Origin of the sequence: Paracoccus sanguinis (genome assembly GCF_012689545.1) — a bacterium.
Lineage (GTDB): Bacteria > Pseudomonadota > Alphaproteobacteria > Rhodobacterales > Rhodobacteraceae > Paracoccus > Paracoccus panacisoli.
In genome coordinates this window covers 3,032,160-3,056,571 of the sequence record NZ_CP051542.1, presented here as the reverse complement: position 1 = coordinate 3,056,571, position 24,412 = coordinate 3,032,160, and the positions used below count along the sequence as shown (strand labels likewise).

Sequence of the window (24,412 nt, the reverse complement as noted above, 5' to 3'; positions counted from 1 at the left end):
GCGCCCGGCGACCGCGGCCGGCTAGCCCGCGACGCCGCGCGGCGCGGACGGCTCAGACCGAGGTGTACATCCCCTCATAGACCGGCTGCAGCGTGTCCAGCTCGAAGAGCGAGGACACCGAGGTGCCGTTCCAGATCGACATGATCGCCTGCGCAAACAGCGGCGCGGTCGGGACGATGCGGATGTTGCGGGCGGTCTTGACCGGCTCGGGCTGGCCTATCGAGTCGGTGATGACCAGCGACTTCATCACCGAGGTCTCGATGCGCTCGACCGCCGGACCCGACAGCACGCCGTGGGTGATGTAGGCGTGAACCTCGCGCGCGCCGTGGTCCACGAGAAGCTGCGCGGCCTTCACCAGCGTGCCGGCGGTGTCGCAGATGTCGTCCACGATGATGCAGGTCTTGCCCGTGACCTCGCCGATCACCGTCATGTCGGCGATCTCGCCCGCCTTCTCGCGGCGCTTGTCCACGATCGCCATGGGCGCGTTGATCCGCGTGGCGATCTCGCGCGCCCGCGCCACCCCGCCCACGTCCGGCGAGACCACCATCAGGTCGTCCGACCGGCCCTTGAACTGGTGGAGGATATCGAGCGCAAACACCGGCGCCGCATAGAGATTGTCCACCGGGATGTCGAAGAACCCCTGGATCTGCGCGGCGTGCAGGTCGAGCGTCAGGACGCGGTCCACGCCCGCCTCGGTCAGCAGGTTCGCCACCAGCTTGGCCGAGATCGGCGTGCGCGCCTTGGCCCGCCGGTCCTGCCGCGCGTAGCCGAAATAGGGGATGACCGCGGTGATCCGGTTGGCCGACGACCGGCGCAGCGCGTCGGCCATGATCAGCAGCTCCATCAGGTTGTCGTTGGCCGGGTTCGAGGTCGGCTGGATGATGTACATGTCCTCGCCGCGGACGTTCTCGTAGACCTCGACGAAGATTTCCTGGTCATTGAACCGCTCGACCCGCGCATCGACCAGCGCCACGTTCATCCCCCGGTGCATCGACATCCGCCGGGCAATGGCGGTGGCGAGCGGGCGGTTGGCGTTGCCGGCGATCAGCTTGGGTTCGGTCATGGCGGGCATGGGGTTTCCTCGGGCGCAGGACGTGAGGGGGCGGGAATCGCCCGATTGCGCCCCGATTAGCACCGCGCTAGCGTCTCGGCAAACCGGCGAGAGGGGGCCCGGCGCATGGCCGCGATCGACTATTACTTCAGCACCATCAGCCCCTGGGCCTATCTGGCCGGCGACCGGCTGGAACAGATCGCCGCGCGACACGGGGCCGGCATCACCTATCGGCCGCTCGACCTGATGCAGCTTTTCGACCGCACCGGGGGGCAGCGGCCGCAGGACCGGCACCCGGCGCGGCTCGCCTATCGCAACCAGGACCTGCCGCGGGTGGCGGCGCATCTGGGGATGCCGATCCGGCTGGACGTGCCGATGACCAACATGGCGCCCTCGTCCTACGCGGTGATCGCCGCGCAGGAGGGCGGCGCCGACGTGGGCACGCTGGTGCAGGGCATCCTCGCTGCCCGCTTCGTCGAGGGGCGGGACGTGGCCGACGACGCGGTGATCCGCGACGTGCTGGCGGCGACCGGGCATGATCCGGCCATCGCCGACCGCGGGCTGTTCACCGGGGCCGAGATCTACGGCCGGAACCTCGAGCGGGCGGTGGCCGCGGGGGTGTTCGGCTCGCCCTTCTACATCGTCGCCGAGAGCGGCGAGATGTTCTGGGGGCAGGACCGGCTCGACTACCTCGACCGGCATCTGGCGACGCTGTGAGCTTCGGCTATCGCGTGACGGGCGCGCGCCGGGGGCGGGCATGACGGCGGGCCTGCGGCATTTCCCGGGCGACCCCGCGCGCCCGGCGCTGGCGTTGCACTGCATGATGGGCAGCGCGGCGTCCTGGGGCGCGGTGGTCGAGCGGCTGGGGGGCCGGATCGACGTGACCGCGCCGGACCTGCCCCTGCACGGTCGCGGCCCGGCGTGGCAGGCGGGCGGTGAGAGCTTTGCCGATGCGACGCTCAGACTGGCGCGACCGCTGGCCGAGACGCTTGCGGCGCGAGCGGGGGACGGGCGGATCGACCTGATCGGGCACAGCTTCGGCGCCGTGGCCGCGCTGCGGCTGGCGCTTCACGCGCCCGCGCGGGTGCGCAGCCTGACGCTGATCGAGCCGGTGCTGTTCGCCGCCCTGCCCGCCCCGGAGCGCGATCCTGGCGGGCTGCTGCCCCGGCTTGAGCAGATGGAGACCGCTGGGGACCGGGCGGGATCGACCGCGGCCTTCCTGCGCTACTGGAACGGGCCCGACCTGACCGGCCTGCCCGCCCCGGCGCAGGCCCAGATGGTGGCGCAGATGGCAGGGGTGCTCGACACCATGGGCGATCTTTACAACGACCGCGGCGGCATCCTCGCGCCCGGCGGGCTCGAGGCGCTGGCTGTGCCGGTGATGCTGATCCGCGGCGCGGCGTCGGCGCCGGTGATGGCGCCCATCCTCGAGGCGCTGGCGGCGCGGCTGCCGGACGTGGGCGTGGCGGTGGTGCCGGGCGCGGGGCACATGGTGCCGCTGACGCACCCGGCCGAGGTGGCGGGGCTGGTGGCGGTCAACCTCGACCGGGCCTGAAGCCGTCAGTCCGGCTCGAACTCGTCCACGTGCTCGGCCGGGCCGATGGCGAGCCAGCGGGCGCGGACCCGCGCCACGCGCGTCTCGCCCCAGGTGCGGAACACGATCTCGAACCCCTCGGGCGTGACGGCCTCGGCCGCGACGTCGGCGCGCTGGGTGGTGTTCACCGCGATGTCCCACATCGACAGGCCCACATGGATCACCGGCGGGCCGAGGAAGGGGTCGGCGAAGGTCACCCGCAGCCGCTCGACCCGCGGCCCGTTGTCCGTCCACATCGGGCCGCCGTCCTCGAAGGCCGAGAACAGCACCTCGTCGCCCTGCTGGACGCCCACGGCGGTATGGCTGAAGCGCAGCACGGGGTCGGCATCCGTCGTTGGGGCGGGTACGACGATCGTATGACAAAGGCCCCCACCCTGGCTACAGGGAGAGGGCCTTGATTTTCATTAAAGATGTCGGGCGAACCCGACGCGCGATCAGTCGGGGACGGTGGACTGGTTCGGGTCCAGCCCGATGTGCGTCCCCATCGCCTCCATGTCGCCCAGAAGCTTGGCGGCGGCGGCCACGACCTCGTCGCCGACCGTCTCGCGCCGGCTTTCGGCCGACTTGTGCGCGCGGCGGGCGTCGCGGACCATCTCGTTATAGATGGCCTGGGTCATCTCGGCCCGCGGGTGGCCGCGCTCGGCCAGCAGGCTGACGGACTCGCCGTTGATCTCGACGAAGCCGCCGGTGACGGCGAACTCGGTCGCATGTCCCTGCGCGTCGATCACCGTGACCATGCCGGGGCGCAGCGTGACAATGGCGGGCGCGTGGCCCGGCATCGCCGTCAGGTCGCCGTCGGTGCCCGGCAGGCGCACCTCGCGCACCGGAACGGAGACGAGGCTCCGCTCGGGCGAGACGAGGTCGAACTGCATCGTGTCGGCCATGGTGCCCCCTTACGCCGCGTCCGCGGCGAGACGCTGGGCCTTGGCCTTCACCTCTTCGATGCCGCCGACCATGTAGAAGGCCGCTTCCGGCAGGTGGTCGTATTCACCCGCCACGACCGCCTTGAAGGACGAGATGGTGTCCTCGAGCGGGACCTGCACCCCGTCCGAACCGGTGAAGACCTTGGCCACGTCGAAGGGCTGCGACAGGAAGCGCTGGATCTTGCGCGCCCGAGCCACCGTCAGCTTGTCCTCTTCGGACAGTTCGTCCATCCCGAGGATGGCTATGATGTCCTGCAGCGATTTGTACTTCTGCAGGATGCCCTGGACGTCGCGGGCCACCGCATAGTGCTCTTCGCCGACCACGGCCGGGTCGAGGATCCGGCTGTTCGAGTCGAGCGGGTCCACGGCCGGGTAGATGCCGAGTTCCGAGATCGCCCGCGACAGCACCGTGGTGGCGTCGAGGTGGGCGAAGGTGGTGGCCGGCGCCGGGTCGGTGAGGTCGTCGGCCGGCACGTAGACGGCCTGGATCGAGGTGATCGAGCCGTTCTTGGTCGAGGTGATGCGTTCCTGCATCGCGCCCATGTCGGTCGCCAGCGTCGGCTGGTAGCCCACGGCCGACGGGATGCGGCCCAGAAGCGCCGACACTTCCGAACCCGCCTGGGTGAAGCGGAAGATGTTATCGACGAAGAACAGAACGTCGGTGCCGGTCGCGTCGCGGAACTGCTCGGCCAGCGTCAGGCCGGTCAGCGCCACGCGCATCCGCGCCCCCGGAGGCTCGTTCATCTGGCCGTAGACCAGCGCCACCTGCGATTCGGCGAGGTTGTCTTCCTTGATGACGCCCGATTCCACCATCTCGTGGTAGAGGTCGTTGCCTTCGCGCGTCCGCTCACCCACGCCGGCGAACACGGAGTAGCCCGAGTGCACCTTGGCGATGTTGTTGATGAGCTCCATGATCAGCACGGTCTTGCCCACGCCGGCGCCGCCGAAGAGGCCGATCTTGCCGCCCTTCGAATAGGGCGCCAGCAGGTCGATGACCTTGATGCCGGTGACGAGGATTTCCGAGCTGGTCGCCTGGGCGGCGAACTCGGGCGCCGGCTGGTGGATGGCGCGGGTCTCGGTCGCGGTGACCGGGCCGCGGTCGTCCACCGGCTCGCCCACGACGTTGAGGATGCGCCCCAGCGTCGCGTCGCCGACCGGGACTGAGATCGGCCCGCCGGTGTCGCGCACGTCGGCGCCGCGCACGAGACCTTCGGTCGCGTCCATGGCGATGGTGCGGACGGTGTTCTCGCCCAGGTGCTGGGCCACTTCCAGCACCAGCTTCTTGCCGTTGTTCTCGGTTTCCAGCGCGTTCAGAATCGCCGGCAGCGCGCCGTCGAACTGCACGTCCACGACGGCGCCGATGACCTGCGTGATCTTGCCCGTAGCTGCCATGTATCTACCCCTGCGTTACGGTCAGAGCGCCTCGGCGCCCGAAATGATTTCAATGAGTTCCTTGGTGATCGCGGCCTGACGCGAGCGGTTGTACTCGGTCGTGAGGCGGTCGATCATGTCGCCGGCGTTGCGCGTCGCGTTGTCCATCGCGGTCATCCGCGCGCCCTGCTCGGACGCGGCGTTTTCCAGCAGCGCGGCGAACACCTGGGTGGCGACGGACCGCGGCAGCAGGTCGGTCAGGATCGCCTCTTCGCCCGGCTCGTAGTCGTAAAGCGCGCTGGCGCCGCCGACGTCCGCACCCTCCTCGACCACCGCGGGGATGATCTGGCGGGCGGTCGGAACCTGGCTGATCACCGACTCGAAGCGGTTGTAGAACAGCGTCGCCACGTCGAAGTCGCCGGCGTCGAAGCGGTCGAGGATCTCGGCCGCGATCTCACGCGCGTTGGCGTAGCCGACCGACTTGACCTCGGACAGGTCGACATGGTGGACGAAGCGCCCGCCATGCTCGCGCTTGAGCTGCTCGCGGGCCTTCTTGCCCACGGTCATGATGGCGACCTGCTTGCCCTGGCCCAGCAGCTCTTCGGCGCGCTGGCGGGCCAGCTTGACGATCGAGCTGTTGAAGCCCCCGGCCAGACCCCGCTCGGAGGTCAGCACCACCAGAAGGTGGCGCTGGTCCGAGCCGGTCCCGGCCAGCAGCCGCGGCGCGCCCTCGGCGCCCGAGGCCGCCGAGGTCAGCCCCGCCATCACCGCGCTCATGCGGTCGGCATAGGGGCGCGCGGCCTCGGCCGCCTCTTGCGCGCGGCGCAGCTTGGCGGCGGCGACCATCTGCATCGCCTTGGTGATCTTGCGCGTGTTCTTGACGCTGCCGATCCGGTTCTTGAGAGCCTTGAGGCTGGGCATCCTCCCCTCCTCAGGCCGCGGTCTTGGCGTAGGCGTCCAGCACCGCTTTCAGCCGCGCCTCGGCCTCGCCCTTGAGCTTCGGGTCCTCGCGCGTCAGCCAGTCGAGCACGTCGGCGTGCTGGTTGCGCATGAACTGCAGAAGCCCGGCTTCCCACTTGCCGACCTCGCGCACCGGGACGTTGTCCAGGTAGCCCTTGGTGCCGGCGTAGATGACCGCCACGATCTCGGCGTTGGTCAGCGGCGAGTATTGCGGCTGCTTCATCAGCTCGGTCAGGCGCGCGCCGCGGTTCAAGAGCTTCTGCGTCGCCGCGTCGAGGTCCGAGCCGAACTGCGCGAAGGCCGCCATCTCGCGGTACTGCGCCAGCTCGAGCTTGACCGGGCCCGCGACGGATTTCATCGCGTTGGTCTGCGCGGCCGAACCCACGCGGCTGACCGAGAGGCCGGTGTTCACCGCCGGGCGGATGCCCTGGAAGAACAGGTCGGTCTCGAGGAAGATCTGGCCGTCGGTGATCGAGATCACGTTGGTCGGGATATAGGCCGACACGTCGCCCGCCTGCGTCTCGATGATCGGCAGCGCGGTCAGCGAGCCGCCGCCATGCTCTTCGTTCAGCTTGGCCGAACGCTCGAGCAGGCGCGAGTGCAGGTAGAACACGTCGCCCGGATAGGCCTCGCGCCCCGGCGGACGGCGCAGCAGCAGCGACATCTGGCGGTAAGCGACGGCCTGCTTCGAGAGGTCGTCATAGATGATCAGCGCATCCATGCCGTTGTCGCGGAAGTATTCGCCCATCGCGGTGGCCGAATAGGGCGCGAGATACTGCATCGGCGCGGGGTCCGAGGCAGTCGCGGCGACGACGGTGGTATAGGCCATCGCGCCGGTCTCTTCGAGCTTCTTGACCAGCTGCGCCACGGTCGAGCGCTTCTGCCCCACGGCGACGTAGATGCAGTAGAGGGTGCGGTGCCCCTCTTTGAAGTTGTAGTTCTGCTGGTTCAGGATGGTGTCGAGCGCGATCGCGGTCTTGCCGGTCTGGCGGTCGCCGATGATCAGCTCGCGCTGGCCGCGGCCGACGGGGATCATCGCGTCCACCGACTTGAGGCCGGTCGCCATCGGCTGGTGCACCGACTTGCGCGGCATGATGCCCGGCGCCTTGACGTCGGCGCGGCGCATCTCGGCGCCCTCGAGCGGGCCCTTGCCGTCGATCGGGTTGCCGAGCGCGTCCACGACGCGGCCGAGCAGCGGCTTGCCGGTCGGCACTTCCACGATCGAGCGGGTGCGCTTGACGGTGTCGCCTTCCTTGATCGAGCGGTCGTCGCCGAAGATCACGATCCCGACGTTGTCGGTTTCAAGGTTGAGAACCATGCCGCGGATGCCGCCGGGGAACTCGACCATCTCGCCGGCCTGAACCTTGTCCAGACCGTGGACGCGCGCGATGCCGTCGCCCACCGACAGCACCTGGCCGACTTCGGCCACCTCGGCATCCTGGCCGAAATTCTTGATCTGATCCTTGAGGATCGCCGAAATCTCGGCTGCCTGGATTCCCATTATCCGACCTCTTTCATGACATTCTGCAGGGAAGCGAGCTTCGAGCGGATCGAGCTGTCGATCATCTGCGAGCCCAGCTTGACAATCATTCCGCCGATCAGCCCCTCGTCGACGCGGGTGTCGAGCTTGACCGTCTTGCCAGACTTCGCGGCGAGCGTCTCGGTCAGGCGGCGCGCCTGTTCGGCGGTGAGCGGCGCGGCCGAGACGACCTCGGCGGTGACCTCGCCCTTGGCCTCGGCGATCAGCGCCGACAGCCGCGAGACGAGCTGCGGCAGGGCAAAGAGGCGGCGGTTCTGGGCCATCAGGCGCAGCGTGTTGGCCAGCACCGGCGACAGGCCCATGCGCGATGCGACGGCGCCGATCGCGGCCTCCTGCTCGCCGCGCGAGATCAGCGGCGAGTTGATCAGCGTGCGCAGGTCGGCGCTGTCGTTGAGCGCGGTGCCGAGGCTCTCGACCTGCCCGGCGAGCGCATCGACGGCGCCCTCCTCGCGGACCAGGTCGAACACGGCTTGCGCGTAACGCCCGGCGATATTGGCGGAAATCGAAGCGTTGTTGGCCACGGACACCCCTTTGGCTTGCGCGAAGCCCCGCAGGCCGGGCCGGCGTGGGCCGGTCAGTCGCGGGGCGCGGACGGCGAAGGCTTTCGGCGCAAGGGCGACGGGCCTTCCTGAAATCTGCGGCGTCTCTAGCAGCAGTTCACCGGACTGTGCAACTGCCCCGCGGGCCGAAAACGGCGGCTTTGGTCGCTAACAGGCGGCTTGCCGCACGGCACCCGGTGCAGGGCGGCCGGGCGGTGGGGGCGGGGCCGCTGACGGGTCGTCAACTTCGCCGCGATTCGGGCGGCTGGGGGTCGTCCGAGGCGGGGTCAGGCCCCGCCAGGCGGCGCCGTCCGCCGCGCCCCGGCCGGGCGAGGGGCCCGGATGCCGTCGAGCACCTCGCGCGGGCTCGGCACCAGCGCCGCCCGCCCCGGCCCGACCGGGGCCGCGACGTGCTTGCCGAACTCGGCCACCACCACGCCCGCGATCAGGAGCCGCGCGATCCGCGCCCCCGTCCGCTCCCACATCTGCGCGCCCCTGAGCCAGAAGCGCCGGTCCGAGGGCGGGATGTAGAGCGCCGCGCCGCAATCCTCGAGCACGAAGCCCGCCGCCCCCGCCTGCCGCTCGATCTGGCCGCGGGTGTAGCTGCGGCCGATCCCGAAGGGCGTGGCCTCGCTCTGCGCCCAGAGCCCGGCGCGGTTCGGCACCATCACCACCAGCCGCCCGCCGGGGCCGAGCACCCGCCACGCCTCGGCCAGCAGCACGGCGGGGTCCTGCGCCGTCTCGAGCCCGTGCAGCATCACCAGCCGGTCCACGCTGCCGGTGTCGAGCGGCCAGGCCTCTTCGTCGCAGACCACGCTGCGGTTGGGCAGCCCCGGCGGCCACGCCATCACCCCCTGCCGGGCGGGCATCAGCGCGGTCACCCGGCGCGCGGACGCAAGGTAAGGACGCAGCATCGGCGCGGCGAAGCCGTAGCCCGCCACCGTCATCCCCGCCGTGCCGCCCGGCGGCCAGCGCTCAGTCAGCCGGTCGCGCAGCACCCGCTGAACCACACGGCCGAGGGCGCGCTGGTAGTAGAAACGGCGCAGGTCGGCGACATCGTTCTGCATGGCGCCAGTGGGCCGGCTGGCGGCGCCAAGGTCAAGCGCCTGCGGCAGCGCGGCGCGGCGGTGTCCCCCTGCCCTCACCCCTGCCCTCAACCGGCCGGGTTTGCAGACCGCGCCCCGCGCCCCTAGCTTGAGGGAAAAGAGGAGCCTCCCATGGTCGAGCTGGTCACCGTTCGCTGCCTGTCGGACAACTACGCCTATCTGATCCACGGCGGCGGCCAGACCGCGCTGATCGACGCCCCCGAAGCCGCGCCGATCCTCGCCGAGCTGTCCCGGCGCGGCTGGGGGCTCGACGTGATCCTGCTTACCCATCACCACGACGACCACATCCAGGCGGTCCCCGACATCGTGGCCGCGACCGGGGCCGAGGTCTGGGGCAACGGCGCCGACCGGCACCGGCTGCCGCCGCTCGACCGGGCGCTGGCCCCGGGCGAGGCGGCCGAGGTCTGCGGCGAGGCGCTCGATGTGATCGACGTGCCGGGCCACACGGTCGGCAATGTCGCCTTCCACCTGCCCGGTGCCGGCATGGCCTTCACCGCCGACAGCCTGATGGCGATGGGCTGCGGGCGGATCTTCGAGGGCACCCCCGCGCAGATGTGGGACTCGCTCACCCGCCTCGCGGCGCTGCCGGACGAGACGCTGATCTGCTCGGGCCACGACTACGCCCGCGGCAACGGCGCCTTTGCGCTCGCGGTGGACCCGGACAACGCGGCGCTGCGCGCCCGGCTGGACGCGACGCTGGCGGGGCAGCGCCCGGCCTCGCCCGCGACGCTGGCCGAGGAAAAGGCCACCAACCCGTTCCTGCGCGCCGGCGCGCTCGCGCGACCGGGCGAGGATGCGGGGGCGGCCTTCGCCCGGCTCAGGGCCGAAAAGGACGGGTTCCGTGGATGACCGGGGCCGGGTTGAAAACGCCGGGGTGTGATCACATCTGCACCATCAGCCGCATCTTCGGCCCGCGGGGTCCAGAAACCCCTTGCGCCGCGCCGGAATGCACCAATTCTTAATCGTATCGTGACAGTCTGGTCAGGTGGGTGCCCAAGCGCCCAGACCGCCAGCCGACTGACAGGAGCAGGAAGTGCCGTCATTCTCGACCACGCTGGAACAGGCGATCCATGCCGCGCTGTCGCTGGCCAACCAACATCGGCATGAGCTGGCGACCCTCGAACATCTGCTGCTCGCGCTCACCGAAGAGCCCGATGCCGTCCGCGTCATGCGGGCCTGCAACGTGGACCTGGCCGAGCTGCGCCGGCTGCTGACCGATTTCATCGAGGACGATCTCTCGACGCTGATCACCGACGTGGAAGGGTCCGAGGCGGTGCCGACCGCGGCCTTCCAGCGGGTGATCCAGCGCGCCGCGATCCATGTGCAGAGCTCGGGCCGCAACGAGGTCACGGGCGCGAACGTGCTGGTGGCGATCTTCGCCGAGCGCGAATCGAATGCCGCGTTCTTCCTGCAGGAACTCGACATGAGCCGCTATGACGCGGTGAACTTCATCGCCCACGGGGTGGCCAAGAACCCCTCGTTCAGCGAGCCGCGCACCGTGCAGGGCGCGCAGTCCGAGTCGGCGAAGACCGAGGAAAAACCCTCGGGCAAGGACGATTCGGCGCTGGCTAAATACTGCGTGGACCTTAACGCCAAGGCGTCCGAGGGCGACGTGGACCCGCTGATCGGCCGCGCCGATGAGGTCGAGCGCTGCATCCAGGTGCTTTGCCGGCGGCGCAAGAACAACCCGCTGCTGGTGGGCGATCCCGGCGTTGGCAAGACCGCCATCGCCGAGGGGCTGGCGCTCAAGATCACCCGTGGCGAGACGCCGGACGTGCTGTCGGGGGCCACGATCTTCTCGCTCGACATGGGGGCGCTGCTGGCCGGTACCCGCTATCGCGGCGACTTCGAGGAGCGGCTGAAGGCCGTAGTGAAGGAGCTGGAAGAGCATCCCGACGCGATCCTCTTCATCGACGAGATCCACACGGTGATCGGCGCGGGCGCGACCTCGGGCGGGGCGATGGACGCCTCGAACCTGCTCAAGCCGGCGCTGGCGGGCGGCAAGCTGCGCTGCATGGGCTCGACCACCTACAAGGAATACCGCCAGCACTTCGAGAAGGACCGGGCGCTGAGCCGGCGGTTCCAGAAGATCGACGTGAACGAGCCCTCGGTCCCGGACGCGATCAAGATCCTCATGGGGCTGAAGCCGAGCTTCGAGAAGCACCACGACCTGCGCTATACCTCCGAGGCGATCAAGTCGGCGGTGGAGCTCGCGAGCCGCTACATCAACGACCGCAAGCTGCCCGACAGCGCCATCGACGTGATCGACGAGGCGGGGGCGGCCCAGCACGTCGTGGCCGAAAGCCGGCGCCGCAAGGTGATCTCGCCCAAGGAGATCGAGGCGGTCGTCGCCAAGATCGCGCGGATCCCGCCCAAGAACGTCTCGAAGGACGATGCCGAGGTGCTGCGCGATCTCGAGAAGACCCTCAAGCGGCTGGTGTTCGGGCAGGATTCGGCGATCGAGGCGCTGGCGTCCTCGATCAAGCTCGCGCGGGCAGGTTTGCGCGAGCCGGAAAAGCCGATCGGCAACTACCTGTTCGCCGGCCCGACCGGGGTCGGCAAGACCGAGGTCGCCAAGCAGCTCGCCGCGACGCTGGGGGTGGAACTGCTGCGCTTCGACATGAGCGAATACATGGAGAAGCACGCCGTCAGCCGCCTGATCGGCGCGCCGCCCGGCTATGTCGGCTTCGACCAGGGCGGGCTGCTGACCGACGGGGTGGACCAGCATCCGCACTCGGTGCTGCTGCTTGACGAGATCGAGAAGGCGCACCCGGATGTCTACAACATCCTGTTGCAGGTGATGGACCACGGCAAACTGACGGACCACAACGGCCGGCAGGTCGATTTCCGCAACGTGATCCTGATCATGACCTCGAACGCCGGGGCCGCGGACCAAGCCAAGGCCGCCATCGGCTTCGGCCGCGACCGCCGCGAGGGCGAGGACAAGGAGGCGATCGAGCGCACCTTCACGCCCGAGTTCCGCAACCGTCTGGATGCGGTGATCTCGTTCGCGCCGCTTTCGCGCGACGTGATCGTGCAGGTGGTCGAGAAGTTCATCCTCCAGCTCGAGGCGCAGCTGATGGATCGCAACGTCCACATCGAGCTGACCGACGAGGCGGCGAACTGGCTGGCCGAAAAGGGCTACGACGACCGCATGGGCGCCCGCCCGCTCGGCCGGGTGATCCAGGAGACGATCAAGAAGCCGCTTGCCGAAGAGCTTCTGTTCGGCCGTCTGACCAAGGGTGGCGTGGTCAAGGTGCGGATCGAGGACGACAAGCCGGTGTTCGACATCGAGGGCCCAGGCTCGCCCCGCCTCGGCCGCGACCGGACGCCGTTGCTGACGGCGGAGTAAGAGGCGGGCCGGGCTGATCCTGGCTCGGCCGGTAACGGTCGGCCGAGATGTGGACTGATCTTGAAGCTGCCGCGGTCCCTTGGGGGCCGCGGCAGTTTTTTTGTGGGGCACAAGCGGAGGGCGGGGCAGGCCGTCCCCTCCGGCGAGGCTAGTGAGGGCGGCCGGTGACGGCGACCACGCGGCTTGTCTACACCGTGCAGATCGGACGCACATTAGGGTTATCGAATCGTGTTCTTCTGCGCTGCTCCATACGCCCGCTGCGTCTTCGCTTGGACCGCGCAACAACGACGGTCGGGCTTTCCTATCTCCGGAGAAAGCGCCCGCAGCTCCATTAAACTGAGTAATAAAACAAGCTGGGTGCGTTGTCGGTTCTGGCCTTAATGGGATTTATCGGGCGACTTTACCGGATGTTGGCGCAAGCGTGGAGATCGACATGCGACGCAGAAATCTACTCATGATCTTGGCCGCAGGCTTGGCTCTGCCTCTCGCCGGACACGCGCAGGCGGGCAATCCATTGCGGGCTGCGTTCATGGCGATATCGGAGCGGCAGCGCCGTACCGTTCAAGAGGAACTCAAGACCGCAGGCTTCTATGAGGGCCGGGTCGACGGGTCTTACGGGCCGGGCACCGAGCGTGCGCTGGCAGAGGCAGCCGCGTTCATCAGCGAGAACAGTCGAGGAGAGGCCCGGTACGATCTTCGCTCCGAGGCCGGAATCCGCGCGTATCTGAGCGATCTGGCCGACGGAACGGCCGCCGCGTGGCTCTACGGCGAGGGCGATGAGGCCGATCTCTCGGTTTCTGGTTGACCGGCCCCGCAGCCGCGACGCGGGCGGCGGCTTGCCTCTTCGCGTTGACCGTAGTGGCGAGGGTTAGACTGCTGGGCATCACGATCGTGTCGGCTATCCCACCCACAGGCCGGTGAGCAGGTTCGCAGGTGAGCAGGTGAGCAGGTGAGCAGGTGAGGCTCGGTCAAATGCGGAGATCGGTGAACGCTCATCTGAAGCTGCGGCATCGTTCGTGCGTTGCAGCCGGTACCGCTGAAGTCGGACGACCGAGACGCACGCAGTGGCTCCGGTTGCACCGCTTAGAGTCCGCCGCAGAGCATCGCTCGGGATCAGCCGCCGCTCGGGCTGCGATCCGCCCGCGCACCCCTGGCCCTCAGTGTCTCAACCGCACCGCCCCCGCCCGCGCTTTACCCGCCCAACCCCTCACCAGCATCAATCGCCAGCACCGCCTCGGCCATGACCTCGGCGCCGATGGCGATGGCGTCGGGCTCGGCCCATTCCTCGGGGCAGTGCGAGCGCCCTCCTCGGCAGGGTACGAAGACCATCGCCGCCGGTGCGATCCGGGCCATGAAGGCCGCGTCGTGGCCCGCGCCCGAGACCATGCGGCAGTGGCTGGCGCCGACCCGGTCGGCGGCGGCGGCAAGCGTTTCGACGAGCCCCGCGTCCATTGGCATCGGCTGGTTGTCCGACAGCAGCCGCGCGGTGCCGGTGATCCCGGCGGGCTGGTCTGCGACGCGGGCCTCGACCCAGGCGAGGAAATCCTGCATCGCCGCGCGTTCGGGCGCGCGCGCGTCGATGAGCAGGCGGGCGCGACCGGGGACGACGTTCGCTGCCCCCGGCTCGATCGCAAACTCGCCGACCGTGGCGGTGAAATGGCCGCGGGCGGCGCGGGCGGTGGCCTCGGCGTCGATCTGCCCGATCAGGGCGGCGGCCGCGACCAGCGCGTCGGCGCGGCGGCCCATCGGCACGGTCCCGGCGTGGTCGGCCTGACCGGTCAGCACCACCTCGATGCGCTCGATCCCGGCGATGGCGGTAACGAGGCCAAGGTCAATCGGGCCGCTTTCGAGCACGGTCCCCTGCTCGATGTGCAGTTCCAGAAAGGCGCGGATGCCGGTCGCGGGCTCGAGCCGCTCGGGGTCGCCGCCCACGTCGTGCAGCGCCTGCGCCAGCGTGCGGCCCTCGTGGGTCAGGCCCAGCCAGGCCTCGGGGCGCACGCCCGCCATGGCCCGCGAGCCGATGCAGGAGACGCCGAAGACCGAGACCTCCTCGGCCAGGAAATCCACCACGGCGAGGTCGTGCCGCAGGGCGATGCCGCGCTCGGCCAGCATCCGCACCACCTCGAGCGCCGCGATCACCCCCGCCGTGCCGTCGAAGCGGCCGCCGTCCGGGACGGTGTCCGAGTGGCTGCCGAGCATGATCGTCCCGAGCCCCGGCTCGGTGCCGGCGCGGGTGCCGATCAGGTTGCCGCCGGCGTCGGTCCTGAGGCTCAGTCCGGCGCGCGTGAATGCGCCCGCGACCCAGGCGCGCCCCTCGTCGAAGCGCGGCGAGAAGGCGCGCCGGGTCCACGGGCGGTCCGGGTCGGTGATCGCCGCGAGGGCCGTCAGGTCGGCCTCGATCCGGTCGGGGCTGACGCGCAGGTTGCGGGGCGGCAGGGTGGGGGCGGGGGTCGCGTCGGGCATGTGGGGCCTCGGGTTCAGCGCCCCGGTGCGGGGCCGGGTGTCGTTCTAGCGGCCCCGCCGGGGCGGCGCGAGCCCCCTACCCCGCGAGCAGCGCCGCGTTGCCGCCGGCGGCCGTGGTATCGACGCAAAGATGCCGCTCGTGGACCGCGTGCGCCCGGTCGGGCATCGCCGTGACCAGCGGCAGGATCGGACCCGGCCGCCCCGCGAGCGCCTGGGCATAGTCCCGCGCCGTCTCGGCATCGCCCCACCAAAGCACGCCTGAGAACCCGTCGAGCCGCGCCAGCGCCGCGGGCTCGACCCGCCCGGCCACCGTCACCGCCCGGCCGCCGAGCGCCCTCACCGCGTCGGCCTGCGCCTCGGCCGCCGCCCGGCCGGGGCCGAGGCACAGAAGCGGCGGGCGCGGCGTGAGGCTCAGCCGGTTCAGCTCGCCCGTGGGGCCGGGCATGAGCCGCGTCTCGACCGGCGCCGCAGGTCCCGGGGCGGCCAGCGCCGCCGCGACATCGGCCGGCGCCGCCACGCCATCCGGCGTGCCCGCCGCCGCCCCCGGCTCGGGCGCGTAGAACCGGGGCAGGTAGAGCGGCCCGCCCGCCTTGGGGCCGGTCCCCGACAGCCCCTCGCCACCGAAGGGCTGGCTGCCCACCACCGCGCCGATCTGGTTGCGGTTGACGTAGAGGTTGCCGGCGTGGACCGCGTCCGTCACCTCCTGCACGCGGCCGTCGATGCGGGTGTGCAGGCCGAAGGTCAGCCCGTAGCCGCGGGCGTTGATGTCGTCCACCACCCGGTCGAGATCCTCGGCCGCGAAGCGCGCGACGTGCAGCACCGGGCCGAACACCTCGCGGTCGAGATCGCCGATGCCGCCGACCTCGATCAGCGTGGGCGGGATGAAATGCCCGCCCGCGGGGGCCGCGACCTGATGGGCGATGCGGCGCCCGGCGAGGTAGTCCGCGATCCCCTCCTGCGCGTCGGCGTCGATCACCGGGCCCACGTCGGTCTCGAGCCGGGCGGGGTCGCCGACCCTGAGCTCGTCCATCGCGCCCGCGATCATCTCGGTCAGCGGGGCGGCAATGTCGTCCTGCACATAAAGGCAGCGCAGCGCCGAGCAGCGCTGCCCGGCCGAGCGAAAGGCCGAGGCGACCACGTCGCGCACCGCCTGCTCGGGCAGGGCGGTCGAATCGACGATCATGGCGTTGAGCCCGCCGGTCTCCGCGATCAGCGGCGAGCCGGGGGCGAGGTGCTCGGTCATCGCCCGGGCGATGGTCTGCGCGGTCTCGGTCGAGCCGGTGAACACCACCCCCGCCACCCGCGGGTCCGAGGTCAGCGCCGCCCCGACCGTGCCGCCCTGCCCCGGCAGCAGTTGCAGCGCCGCAGGCGGCACGCCGGCCGCGTGCAGCAGCCGCACGGCGATGGCGGCGACGAGCGGGGTCTGCTCGGCGGGCTTGGCCAGCACCGCATTGCCCGCCATCAGCGCCGCCGCAATCTGGCCGGTGAAGATCGCCAGCGGGAAGTTCCACGGGCTGATCGCCGCGATGATCCCGCGGGGCGGGCGGTCCACGCCCTCGCCCTCGGCGGCGTAGTAGCGCAGGAAATCCACCGCCTCGCGCAGCTCGCCCACCGCGTCGGCGCGGGTCTTGCCCGCCTCGCGGGTCAGCGCCGCGAAGATCGGGCCGAAGTTCGCCTCATAGAGGTCGGCGGCGCGGCGCAGGGCGGCGGCGCGGGCGGCGGGCGGGGCGTCCCACGGGCGGGCGTCGGCGAGGGCGCGGGCGACGGTCGCGGCGTCGGCCTCGGTCACCTGTGCCACGGTCTCGCCGGTGGCGGGGTTGCGCACCGGCTGCACCGTGCCGGTCGGGGCCGAGACGGTCAGCGGCGCCGCATCGGGCACCGTCACGTCGCGCGCCGCGTCGATCCGCGCCAGCGTGGCCGCATCGCTGAGGTCGAAGCCCCGCGCGTTCACCCGCCCGGCGCCGAAGATCGCCGCCGGCGCCGCGAGGCCCTTGGGCGCCCGCGCCTCGGCCAATGCCGCGAAGGGGTCGCGGGCGATCTCGGCCGGGGTCACGCTCTCGTCGACGATCTGGTGGACGAACGACGAGTTCGCGCCGTTCTCGAGCAGTCGCCGCACGAGATAGGCCAGCAGGTCGCGGTGCGCGCCGACCGGCGCATAGATGCGGCAGCGGCCCTTCGTCTCGCGCAGGACGATGTCGTGCAGCCGCTCGCCCATGCCGTGCAGGCGCTGGAACTCGAACCGGATGTCGCCCGCCATCTCGAGCACGGCGGCCACGGTCTGGGCGTTGTGGGTGGCGAACTGCGGATAGATCCGGTCGGCCATGCCGATCAGCTTGCGCGCGTTGGCGAGATAGCTCACGTCGGTCGCGGTCTTCGAGGTGAAGAGCGGAAAGTCGGGCAGCCCCTCGACCTGCGCGCGCTTCATCTCGGTGTCCCAATAGGCGCCCTTGACCAGCCGGACCATGATCCGCCGGTCAAGCCGCGTGGCCAGCGCATGAAGCCAGTCGATGACCAGCCCGGCGCGCTTGCCGTAGGCCTGCACCACCACACCGAACCCGTCCCAGCCGGCGAGGCTTGCGTCCGACAGCACCGCGCGGATGACCTTGAGCGAGAGCACCAGCCGGTCCTGTTCCTCGGCGTCGATGTTCATCCCCATGCCGGCCGCCTTTGCGGCCTGGGCGAGGCGCAGGACGACGGGCACCAGCTCCTCCATCACCCGCGCTTCCTGCGCGACCTCATAGCGGGGGTGCAGCGCCGAGAGCTTGATCGAGATGCCGGGGTTCTGCGCCACGTCCGGCTTGTCGCAGGCGCGCGCGATGGCGGCGATGGCGTCGGCATAGGCGGTCTCATAGCGGGCGGCGTCGGCGGCGGTCATCGCGGCCTCGCCCAGCATGTCGTAGCTGTAGCTGTAGCCCTGCGCCTCGCGCGTCCGGGCGCGGTCGAGCGCGGCCTCGATGGTCGCGCCCAGCACGAACTGGCGCCCCATCTCCTTCATCGCGCGGGTCACGGCGGCGCGGATCACCGGCTCGCCCAGCCGCCTGAGCGCGCCGCGCAGCGTCCCGGCGATGCCGCCCTGCGCGTCGTCCAGCACCTTGCCGGTCAGCATCAGCGCCCAGGTCGAGGCGTTGACGAGGCTCGAGGACGCCTCACCCAAGTGCTTGCCCCAGTCCGAGGGGGCGATCTTGTCCTCGATCAGCGCGTCGATGGTGTCGCGGTCGGGGACTCGCAGCATCGCCTCGGCCAGGCACATCAGCGCCACGCCCTCGCGGGTCGACAGCCCGTATTCCGACAGGAAATGCTCCATCAGCGAGGGCTTGGCCTCGGCGCGGATGCGGCGGACGAGGTCCTCGGTCCGCGCGGTGATGCGGGCGCGCGCCTCGGGCGACGGGGCGGCCGTGGCGAGGTCGGCCAGAAGCGCGGCCTCGTCGCGGAACTTGGCGTCGGTGGTGAAGCGGTCGAGGTCGGGCAGGCTCATGGTCGGGCATCCGCGCGAATGGGGTTCAGGCCCGGATATAGGACGTTGCCTCTGGACGATCCGACCAAAGATGGCGAGGATGACAGGCGATCGGACCATATTGGGGGCGCCGGACTGACATGACCGACCAGCTCGACGCCGCGAACCGCAAGATCCTGCGCGAGCTGGTGGCGAACGCGCGGATTCCGATCAGTGAACTCGCCCGCAAGGTCGGGCTGTCCAAGACGCCCGTGGCGCAGCGCATCCGCGCGCTCGAGGCGATGGGGCTGATCACCGGCTACCGCGCGATGCTGTCGCCGCTGAAGCTGGGGCTGACCCACGTCACCTTCATGCAGGTGCGGCTGTCGGACACGCGGCAGAAGGCGCTCGAGCAGTTCAACGCCGAAGTCCGCGCCATCCCCGAGATCGAGGAGTGCTACATGATCGCCGGCGGCTTCGACTATCTGCTCAAGGTCCGGTCGCGCGACATGATCGAGTTCCGCCGCCTGATGGCCGAGCGCATCTCGGCGCTGCCCCATGTCGCCGCCACCTCGAGCTTCGTGGCGATGGAGGCGGTGGTCGAGCAGGGCTGGACCCCAAGCTGAGCCGCGGCCGCGCGGCAGCGCTGCCGTCGGCCATTGCCCTCACCCCCTCTGCGGGCTAGGTGGCAAGGGACGACCGCGCCGTGCGGTCCGGGCCGCGGGCCCTGCCCCGACGGCAGCCCGGCCCGGGGGCCAGACGGCGCACGAGGCGGCACGGGAAGGGACGGCCCATGGAAATCTTTACCGCAGCCGGGTTCACGGCGCTGCTGCAGGTCATCGCCATCGACCTGGTGCTGGCGGGCGACAACGCCATCGTCATCGGCCTTGCCGCCGCCGGCCTGCCGCGCGAGCAGCGCAACAAGGCGATCCTCGTGGGCATCATCGCGGCCACGGTGCTGCGGATCTTCTTTGCCCTCATCACCACGCAGCTTCTGGCCATCAAGGGCCTGCTGCTGGTCGGCGGCCTGCTGCTGCTCTGGGTCTGCTACAAGATGTTCCGCGAGCTGCGCGCCGGCCACCCCGACCCCGAGCATCTGGAAGAGGTGATCGCGGGCGACGGCGACAACGTGGTGACGGCGACCGGCAAGGCGCCTCCGCGCAAGACATTCGCCCAGGCCGCGATGCAGATCGTCATCGCCGACGTGTCGATGTCGCTCGACAACGTGTTGGCGGTGGCGGGGGCGGCGCATGGGCACACGACGGTGCTGATCGTCGGGCTGGTGCTCTCGATCGCGCTGATGGGCCTAGCCTCGACCTGGATCGCGCGGGTCATCAACCGCTATCCGTGGATCGCATGGGCGGGCCTGCTGGTGATCCTCTATGTCGCGCTCAAGATGATCTACGAGGGCAGCCACCAGCTCGGCTGGATCTGAGGCCGCCCCTTCCCGCCCACTGACCCCGGCCCGGCGCCTGCCGCGGCCGGGGTTTCTCGTTCGGGGGCGAGGCCGGTGGGGCCGCTCAGCGCAGCAGGCCGGGGTCCGGGCCGAGCGCGAGGCCGGGGAAGATGCGGTCCTCGATCACCCCCGGCGCGATGCCGAAGAGCCCGCGCAGCGCCCAGCCGGCATAGGCGCGCACGTCGCGCGTGGGCATCAGGTCGCGGTCCTGGTAGAGCGCGCCCTCGCCCAGCCCCGGCCAATCGCCGAGCACCCGCCCCCCGCGCACCGCCCCGCCGGCGAACAGCATCGCGCCCCCGGTGCCGTGGTCGGTCCCGCCCGAGCCGTTCTCGCGCGCGGTGCGGCCGAACTCGGTCAGGGCGAGGACCGCGGTGCGCGACCAGTTCGGGCCAAGCCCCTCGCGGAGGGTCAGCACCGCCTCGGCCAGCTGGCCCAGCGGGCGGGTGATGACCTGCGCCTGCCGGGCGTGGCTGTCCCAGCCGGTGAGCGAGAAGGCCGCGATCCGGGTCGCGCCGTTGAGCCGCCCGGCGGCAAAGGCCGCGAGCCGCGCCCCCTCGCCCTGCGGGCCGCCGCGGCGTCCCTCGCCCGCCATCGCGCCGGTCCCGCCGATCAGCGCCGCATCGGCGGCCGCGTCGCGGAACAGCGGGTCGTCGTGATAGACCTCGGCCAGAAGCCGCTGCGCCTGCGGGGTCAGCGCCAGCCGCGCCTCGGGCGCCCAACTCAGCGCATGGGCCGGGCCCGAGAGGATCAGCATCTCCTCGGTGCCGACCGAATAGGCGGTCTCGGCGGTGGCGCCCGGGATCGCGGCCAGCAGGCGGTTCAGCCAGCCGCCCTTCTGCTGGTCGATGGGCAGGTCGTTGCCTGTCCCCGCCTCGAGCAGGTCCTGCCCGTCGAAATGGCTGCGCTTGTCGCGGTAGGGCGTAGCCGCGGCGTGGGCGAAGCCCAGCTCTCCGGCCTGCCAGAGCGGCATGAGGTCGGCCAGCGCCGGATGCAGCGCATAGAACCCGTCGAGGTCATGCGCCCCGCCCGCCGGCCCCACCGACAGCGCCGGGCGCAGCGCCCTGAGCGCCGGGTCGCCGTAGGGCTGCACCACGTCGAGCCCGTCCATCGCCCCCCTGAGCACGATGACCACGAGCCGGTTCTCGCCCGGCACGGCGGCAAGGCTGATGGTGCTGAGCCACGGGTGGGCCGCCGCCGAACAGGCGGCGAGCGTGGCGGCCCTCAGGAAGCTGCGGCGGGTGGGCATGGCGTCCCCCTTTCAGCGGCGGTTGAAGTCGGTCGAGGCGAGGACCAGCGCCACCCCCTCCCGCACCGTCTCGGCCCGCGGGACGGCGGCGGCCAGCGTCTCGGACGCGCTGCCGCCGAGGGCGGTGTCGATCAGCGCGCGGGGGTCGGGCAGCGGATCGACGAAGCGCGCGGGCACCCTCAGCGCCCAGTCGATCCGGGCCGCGAGCGTCTGCGGCGTGATCCAGTCGGCGGCGGCCTCGGGCCAGCCATCGGGGCCGCGGGCGCGGACGAAGGGCTGGCCCATGCGGGCGAGCGGCGCCCAGAGCAGGCGGTTGGCGTCGGGCGGCGCCAGCGCCAGCACCTCGGCCCCCGTCACGCCGAGCGCGCGCAGCCCGGCCACCACTAAGTCGAAGGGCTGGCGCGCCTTGGCCCGGAACGTCGCGGAAAGGTCGGGGTGGCCCGCCAGAACCGCGTTGACCTGTGCCAGATCGCCGCCGCTGCCGCGCAGGGTCGCGGCGAGATCCTCGACCAGCCCCGCAGGCGGGTCATCGGCGGCGAAATGAATGGCGAGCTTGCGGGCCAGATGCGCCGCCGTGGCCAGGGCGGCGGCGAGGTCGCCGAGCGCGCGGGCGATCTCGGCCAGCCCGTCGCGGTCGTCTCCGCCGTAGCGGCGACCCAGCACCGTCTCGGCCCCCGGCTCGGCCATCTGCGGGCGGTAGGGCACCGGGTTGCGGGGGTTGAAGCTGAGGCCGGTGAAGAGCTCGGCCAGCGCCCGCACGTCGCCCTGCGCGTAAGGCGCCCCGACCCCGAGCGTGTGCAGCTCGAGCACCTCGCGCGCGAGGTTCTCATTCAGCCCCAGCCGCTCGCGCGACCGCCGGATGGCCGCGCGCGAGTTCGGCCCGACGCTGCTGGTCTGGTTGAGATAGACGAGCATCATCGGGTGGGTGACGGCGGCCACCACCATGTCGCCCAAGCGCCCGCCGAGATTCGGGCGGATCGCCTCATCGACCAGCGCGGCGGACAGCAGGTGCTGCGGCGGGTTCTGCGGCACGGTGGTGAAGTGATCGGCCCAGAACTGCACGAGCCGCTCGCCGAACCCCGAGGGCGCGTCGAGCGCCCGCGCGATCCGCCGTTGCAGCACGACTAGCCGCTGCTGGTCGATCGCATCGGCCAGCGCCTTGTAGCCCGCAGGGTCGAGCGTGCCCGCGTCCCGCGCCTTGCGCGCGTCGTCGAGGCGGATGATCGCGGCGGTCGCCTCGGCCCGTGTCCAGCCGTCCGGGCGGGCGGCGTCCGCGACCCCCGCGAGCACGCCCGCGAGGTCCGCAGGCGGGGCCATGCGCGGCGAGAGGCCGAAGCCCAGCCGGATCGCGGCGAGGGCGGGATAGTCGGGCGGGCGCATCGGCGCGACCTCGGGCGCGGGCTGCGCCCCTGCCGTTATCGCAGGGCGGGGGCGGGCGCGCACCCGCCCTCACGCAAAGCTGATGCGCGGCGGGCGGCAACCCGCCTGCCGCTCAGCCAGGGCCGAGGGCGCCGGACGCTCAGGCGTCCTTCGGCAGCACCCGCAGGCGCAACTCGCGCAGCTGCTCGTTCGTGGGCTCGCTCGGCGCGCCCATCATCAGGTCCTCGGCGCGCTGGTTCATCGGGAACATGATGACCTCGCGGATGTTGCTCTCGTCGGCGAGCAGCATCACGATCCGGTCGATCCCCGCGGCGCAGCCGCCGTGCGGCGGGGCGCCATAGCGGAACGCCTTGACCATCCCGCCGAAGCGCTTCTCGACCTCGTCGCGGCCGTAGCCGGCCAGCTCGAAGGCCTTGAACATGATCTCGGGCGTGTGGTTGCGGATGCCGCCCGAGATCAGCTCGTAGCCGTTGCAGGCGAGGTCATACTGCCACGCGTGGACTTTGAGCGGGTCGCCATTGAGCGCCTCGAGCCCACCCTGCGGCATCGAGAAGGGGTTGTGCGAGAAGTCGATCTTGCCGTCGTCGCCGCGCTCGTACATCGGGAAATCGACGATCCAGGCGAACTTGAACTGGTTCTCGTCAATCAGGCCCAGTTCGCGGCCGATCTCGGTCCGGGCGCGGCCGGCGACGGCCTCGAAGTCGGCCGGCTTGCCGCCGAGGAAGAACGCCGCGTCACCCTCGCCCAGCCCGAGCTGGGTGCGGATCGCCTCGGTCGGCTCGGCCCCTAGCGCCTTGGCGATCGGGCCCGCGGCCTCGGTCGAGCCGTCCTCGGCCTTGCGCCAGAAGATATACCCCATCCCCGGCAGGCCCTGCGCCTGTGCGAAGGCGTTCATCCGGTCGGCGAACTTGCGCGAGCCGCCGGTCGGCGCGGGAATGGCGCGGACCTCGGTGCCGTCCTGCTCGAGAAGCTTGGCGAAGATGCCGAAGCCCGAGCCGCGGAAATGCTCGGAGACGTCCTGCATCTCGATCGGGTTGCGCAGGTCGGGCTTGTCGGTGCCGTATTTGCGCAGGCTCTCGACATAGGGGATCAGCGGCCAGTCGGCGTCCACCCGGCGGCCGCCGCCGAAGGTCTCGAACAAGCCCTGGATCACCGGCTGGACGGCGGCGAAGACGTCCTTCTGCTCGACGAAGGACATCTCGATGTCGAGCTGGTAGAAGTCGGTGGGCGAGCGGTCGGCGCGCGGGTCCTCGTCGCGGAAGCAGGGCGCGATCTGGAAGTAGCGGTCGAAGCCCGCGACCATGATCAGCTGCTTGAACTGCTGGGGCGCCTGCGGCAGGGCGTAGAACTTGCCCGGATGCAGCCGCGAGGGCACGAGGAAGTCGCGCGCGCCCTCGGGCGACGAGGCGGTGATGATCGGGGTCTGGAACTCGGTGAAGCCCGCGTCCCACATCGCGTCGCGCAGCCACTTGATGACGCGGGAGCGCAGCATGATGTTGGCGTGCAGCGACTCGCGCCGCAGGTCGAGGAAGCGATAGGCGAGGCGGGTTTCCTCGGGGTAGTCCTGGTCGCCGAAGACCGGCAGCGGCAGCTCGTCGGCCGGGCCGAGGATGGCCACGTCGGTGGCGTAGACCTCGATCTCGCCGGTGGGCAGCTTGGGGTTCACCAGCGCCGCGTCGCGCAGCTTGACGCGCCCGTCGATGCGGATGACCGTCTCGGCGCGCAGCTTTTCCAGCGTGGCAAAGGCGGGGCTGTCGGTGTCGGCGATCACCTGGGTCATCCCGTAGTGGTCGCGCAGGTCGATGAACAGCACGCCGCCGTGGTCGCGGACCCGGTGGACCCAGCCCGACAGGCGGACGGTCTGGCCGGCGTCGGCCGCGGTCAGGGCGCCGCAGGTGTGGGTGCGGTAGGCGTTCATCGGGCTGTCCTTTGTTGTCCGCAGCGCTTCAACGCCGCAGGGCGCGCGGTGTCAAGCCGCAGGACCCGGGCGCCGGCCGG

General features: G+C 71.1%; 20 protein-coding genes. 7 read left to right on the top strand and 13 right to left on the bottom strand.

The features are described from left to right. Positions 1-52 precede the first annotated feature (52 nt). The gene (locus HGN31_RS14640) at positions 53-1,072 is read right to left on the bottom strand and encodes a ribose-phosphate pyrophosphokinase (RefSeq protein ID WP_168783677.1); all 1,020 of its coding nucleotides are present in this window, start codon (positions 1,070-1,072) and stop codon (positions 53-55) included. 105 nt (positions 1,073-1,177) lie between these two features. Between HGN31_RS14640 and HGN31_RS14635 the strand changes: the two genes are divergently transcribed. Then, positions 1,178-1,768: a 2-hydroxychromene-2-carboxylate isomerase gene (locus tag HGN31_RS14635; RefSeq protein WP_168783676.1), complete on the top strand. Its 591-nt coding sequence runs from the start codon at positions 1,178-1,180 to the stop codon at positions 1,766-1,768. Positions 1,769-1,808: 40 nt separating this feature from the next. Further along, positions 1,809-2,606 (top strand): alpha/beta fold hydrolase, encoded by a 798-nt coding sequence (locus HGN31_RS14630; protein ID WP_036731652.1) that lies wholly within the window; start codon positions 1,809-1,811, stop codon positions 2,604-2,606. 5 nt (positions 2,607-2,611) lie between these two features. On the opposite strand, the gene HGN31_RS14625 is transcribed toward HGN31_RS14630, so the two are convergent. The 7 genes from HGN31_RS14625 to HGN31_RS14595 form a co-directional block, all read right to left on the bottom strand. Further along, positions 2,612-2,962, bottom strand: a complete 351-nt coding sequence (locus HGN31_RS14625; protein WP_231555271.1) for an H-type lectin domain-containing protein — start codon at positions 2,960-2,962, stop codon at positions 2,612-2,614. A gap of 117 nt (positions 2,963-3,079) precedes the next feature. Beyond that, entirely contained in the window at positions 3,080-3,529 is a 450-nt protein-coding gene (locus HGN31_RS14620; protein ID WP_168783675.1) for a F0F1 ATP synthase subunit epsilon, read from the bottom strand. 9 nt (positions 3,530-3,538) lie between these two features. Further along, positions 3,539-4,960, bottom strand: a complete 1,422-nt coding sequence (atpD, locus tag HGN31_RS14615; RefSeq protein ID WP_168783674.1) for a F0F1 ATP synthase subunit beta — start codon at positions 4,958-4,960, stop codon at positions 3,539-3,541. 21 nt (positions 4,961-4,981) lie between these two features. Further along, complete coding sequence (locus HGN31_RS14610) at positions 4,982-5,860, bottom strand: F0F1 ATP synthase subunit gamma (RefSeq protein ID WP_036701333.1); 879 nt, start codon at positions 5,858-5,860, stop codon at positions 4,982-4,984. A 10-nt stretch (positions 5,861-5,870) separates the two neighbouring features. Next, positions 5,871-7,400 carry a F0F1 ATP synthase subunit alpha gene (atpA, locus tag HGN31_RS14605; protein WP_036701330.1) on the bottom strand — a complete coding sequence of 510 codons (1,530 nt, stop codon included), beginning with the start codon at positions 7,398-7,400 and terminating at the stop codon, positions 5,871-5,873. Then, positions 7,400-7,966 (bottom strand): F0F1 ATP synthase subunit delta, encoded by a 567-nt coding sequence (locus tag HGN31_RS14600; protein WP_168783673.1) that lies wholly within the window; start codon positions 7,964-7,966, stop codon positions 7,400-7,402. The genes atpA and HGN31_RS14600 overlap by 1 nt, the downstream gene beginning before the upstream one ends. Before the next feature lie 299 nt (positions 7,967-8,265). Beyond that, a complete protein-coding gene (locus HGN31_RS14595) occupies positions 8,266-9,045 on the bottom strand; it encodes a class I SAM-dependent methyltransferase (protein ID WP_036701324.1) in 780 nt (259 codons plus the stop codon). A gap of 150 nt (positions 9,046-9,195) precedes the next feature. Between HGN31_RS14595 and gloB the strand changes: the two genes are divergently transcribed. The 3 genes from gloB (at position 9,196) to HGN31_RS14580 (ending at position 13,241) form a co-directional block, all read left to right on the top strand. After that, positions 9,196-9,933 (top strand): hydroxyacylglutathione hydrolase, encoded by a 738-nt coding sequence (gloB, locus tag HGN31_RS14590; RefSeq protein ID WP_168783672.1) that lies wholly within the window; start codon positions 9,196-9,198, stop codon positions 9,931-9,933. A 184-nt stretch (positions 9,934-10,117) separates the two neighbouring features. Beyond that, on the top strand, positions 10,118-12,436 hold the full coding sequence (gene clpA / locus HGN31_RS14585; protein ID WP_036712479.1) for an ATP-dependent Clp protease ATP-binding subunit ClpA: 2,319 nt from the start codon (positions 10,118-10,120) through the stop codon (positions 12,434-12,436). Between the two features lie 421 nt (positions 12,437-12,857). Continuing rightward, positions 12,858-13,241, top strand: coding sequence for a peptidoglycan-binding domain-containing protein (locus tag HGN31_RS14580; RefSeq protein WP_211096306.1), 384 nt, complete (start codon positions 12,858-12,860; stop codon positions 13,239-13,241). 386 nt (positions 13,242-13,627) lie between these two features. On the opposite strand, the gene HGN31_RS14575 is transcribed toward HGN31_RS14580, so the two are convergent. Next, positions 13,628-14,899 carry a Zn-dependent hydrolase gene (locus HGN31_RS14575; RefSeq protein WP_168783671.1) on the bottom strand — a complete coding sequence of 424 codons (1,272 nt, stop codon included), beginning with the start codon at positions 14,897-14,899 and terminating at the stop codon, positions 13,628-13,630. Positions 14,900-14,975: 76 nt separating this feature from the next. Continuing rightward, the gene (gene putA, locus HGN31_RS14570) at positions 14,976-18,374 is read right to left on the bottom strand and encodes a bifunctional proline dehydrogenase/L-glutamate gamma-semialdehyde dehydrogenase PutA (protein WP_168783670.1); all 3,399 of its coding nucleotides are present in this window, start codon (positions 18,372-18,374) and stop codon (positions 14,976-14,978) included. 119 nt (positions 18,375-18,493) lie between these two features. Between putA and HGN31_RS14565 the strand changes: the two genes are divergently transcribed. Then, positions 18,494-18,958: an Lrp/AsnC family transcriptional regulator gene (locus HGN31_RS14565; RefSeq protein WP_036701315.1), complete on the top strand. Its 465-nt coding sequence runs from the start codon at positions 18,494-18,496 to the stop codon at positions 18,956-18,958. Positions 18,959-19,125: 167 nt separating this feature from the next. Continuing rightward, positions 19,126-19,767, top strand: coding sequence for a TerC family protein (locus HGN31_RS14560; RefSeq protein ID WP_036701313.1), 642 nt, complete (start codon positions 19,126-19,128; stop codon positions 19,765-19,767). 85 nt (positions 19,768-19,852) lie between these two features. On the opposite strand, the gene HGN31_RS14555 is transcribed toward HGN31_RS14560, so the two are convergent. The 3 genes from HGN31_RS14555 to aspS form a co-directional block, all read right to left on the bottom strand. Continuing rightward, complete coding sequence (locus HGN31_RS14555; RefSeq protein ID WP_168783669.1) at positions 19,853-21,034, bottom strand: DUF1501 domain-containing protein; 1,182 nt, start codon at positions 21,032-21,034, stop codon at positions 19,853-19,855. A 12-nt stretch (positions 21,035-21,046) separates the two neighbouring features. After that, a complete protein-coding gene (locus HGN31_RS14550; RefSeq protein ID WP_168783668.1) occupies positions 21,047-22,414 on the bottom strand; it encodes a DUF1800 domain-containing protein in 1,368 nt (455 codons plus the stop codon). 139 nt (positions 22,415-22,553) lie between these two features. Beyond that, positions 22,554-24,332 carry an aspartate--tRNA ligase gene (gene aspS, locus HGN31_RS14545; RefSeq protein ID WP_168783667.1) on the bottom strand — a complete coding sequence of 593 codons (1,779 nt, stop codon included), beginning with the start codon at positions 24,330-24,332 and terminating at the stop codon, positions 22,554-22,556. Positions 24,333-24,412: the final 80 nt, after the last annotated feature.

What these genes read in the sequence shown, in the direction of transcription:
- HGN31_RS14620 (WP_168783675.1), bottom strand. Translation starts at nt 3,529, where the DNA reads ATGGCCGACACGATGCAGTTCGACCTCGTCTCGCCCGAGCGGAGCCTC.
- HGN31_RS14565 (WP_036701315.1), top strand. Translation starts at nt 18,494, where the DNA reads ATGACCGACCAGCTCGACGCCGCGAACCGCAAGATCCTGCGCGAGCTG.
- gloB (WP_168783672.1), top strand. Translation starts at nt 9,196, where the DNA reads ATGGTCGAGCTGGTCACCGTTCGCTGCCTGTCGGACAACTACGCCTAT.
- atpD (WP_168783674.1), bottom strand. Translation starts at nt 4,960, where the DNA reads ATGGCAGCTACGGGCAAGATCACGCAGGTCATCGGCGCCGTCGTGGAC.
- HGN31_RS14575 (WP_168783671.1), bottom strand. Translation starts at nt 14,899, where the DNA reads ATGCCCGACGCGACCCCCGCCCCCACCCTGCCGCCCCGCAACCTGCGC.
- HGN31_RS14595 (WP_036701324.1), bottom strand. Translation starts at nt 9,045, where the DNA reads ATGCAGAACGATGTCGCCGACCTGCGCCGTTTCTACTACCAGCGCGCC.
- atpA (WP_036701330.1), bottom strand. Translation starts at nt 7,400, where the DNA reads ATGGGAATCCAGGCAGCCGAGATTTCGGCGATCCTCAAGGATCAGATC.
- HGN31_RS14560 (WP_036701313.1), top strand. Translation starts at nt 19,126, where the DNA reads ATGGAAATCTTTACCGCAGCCGGGTTCACGGCGCTGCTGCAGGTCATC.
- HGN31_RS14630 (WP_036731652.1), top strand. Translation starts at nt 1,809, where the DNA reads ATGACGGCGGGCCTGCGGCATTTCCCGGGCGACCCCGCGCGCCCGGCG.
- HGN31_RS14555 (WP_168783669.1), bottom strand. Translation starts at nt 21,034, where the DNA reads ATGCCCACCCGCCGCAGCTTCCTGAGGGCCGCCACGCTCGCCGCCTGT.
- aspS (WP_168783667.1), bottom strand. Translation starts at nt 24,332, where the DNA reads ATGAACGCCTACCGCACCCACACCTGCGGCGCCCTGACCGCGGCCGAC.
- HGN31_RS14640 (WP_168783677.1), bottom strand. Translation starts at nt 1,072, where the DNA reads ATGCCCGCCATGACCGAACCCAAGCTGATCGCCGGCAACGCCAACCGC.
- HGN31_RS14610 (WP_036701333.1), bottom strand. Translation starts at nt 5,860, where the DNA reads ATGCCCAGCCTCAAGGCTCTCAAGAACCGGATCGGCAGCGTCAAGAAC.
- HGN31_RS14550 (WP_168783668.1), bottom strand. Translation starts at nt 22,414, where the DNA reads ATGCGCCCGCCCGACTATCCCGCCCTCGCCGCGATCCGGCTGGGCTTC.
- putA (WP_168783670.1), bottom strand. Translation starts at nt 18,374, where the DNA reads ATGAGCCTGCCCGACCTCGACCGCTTCACCACCGACGCCAAGTTCCGC.
- HGN31_RS14635 (WP_168783676.1), top strand. Translation starts at nt 1,178, where the DNA reads ATGGCCGCGATCGACTATTACTTCAGCACCATCAGCCCCTGGGCCTAT.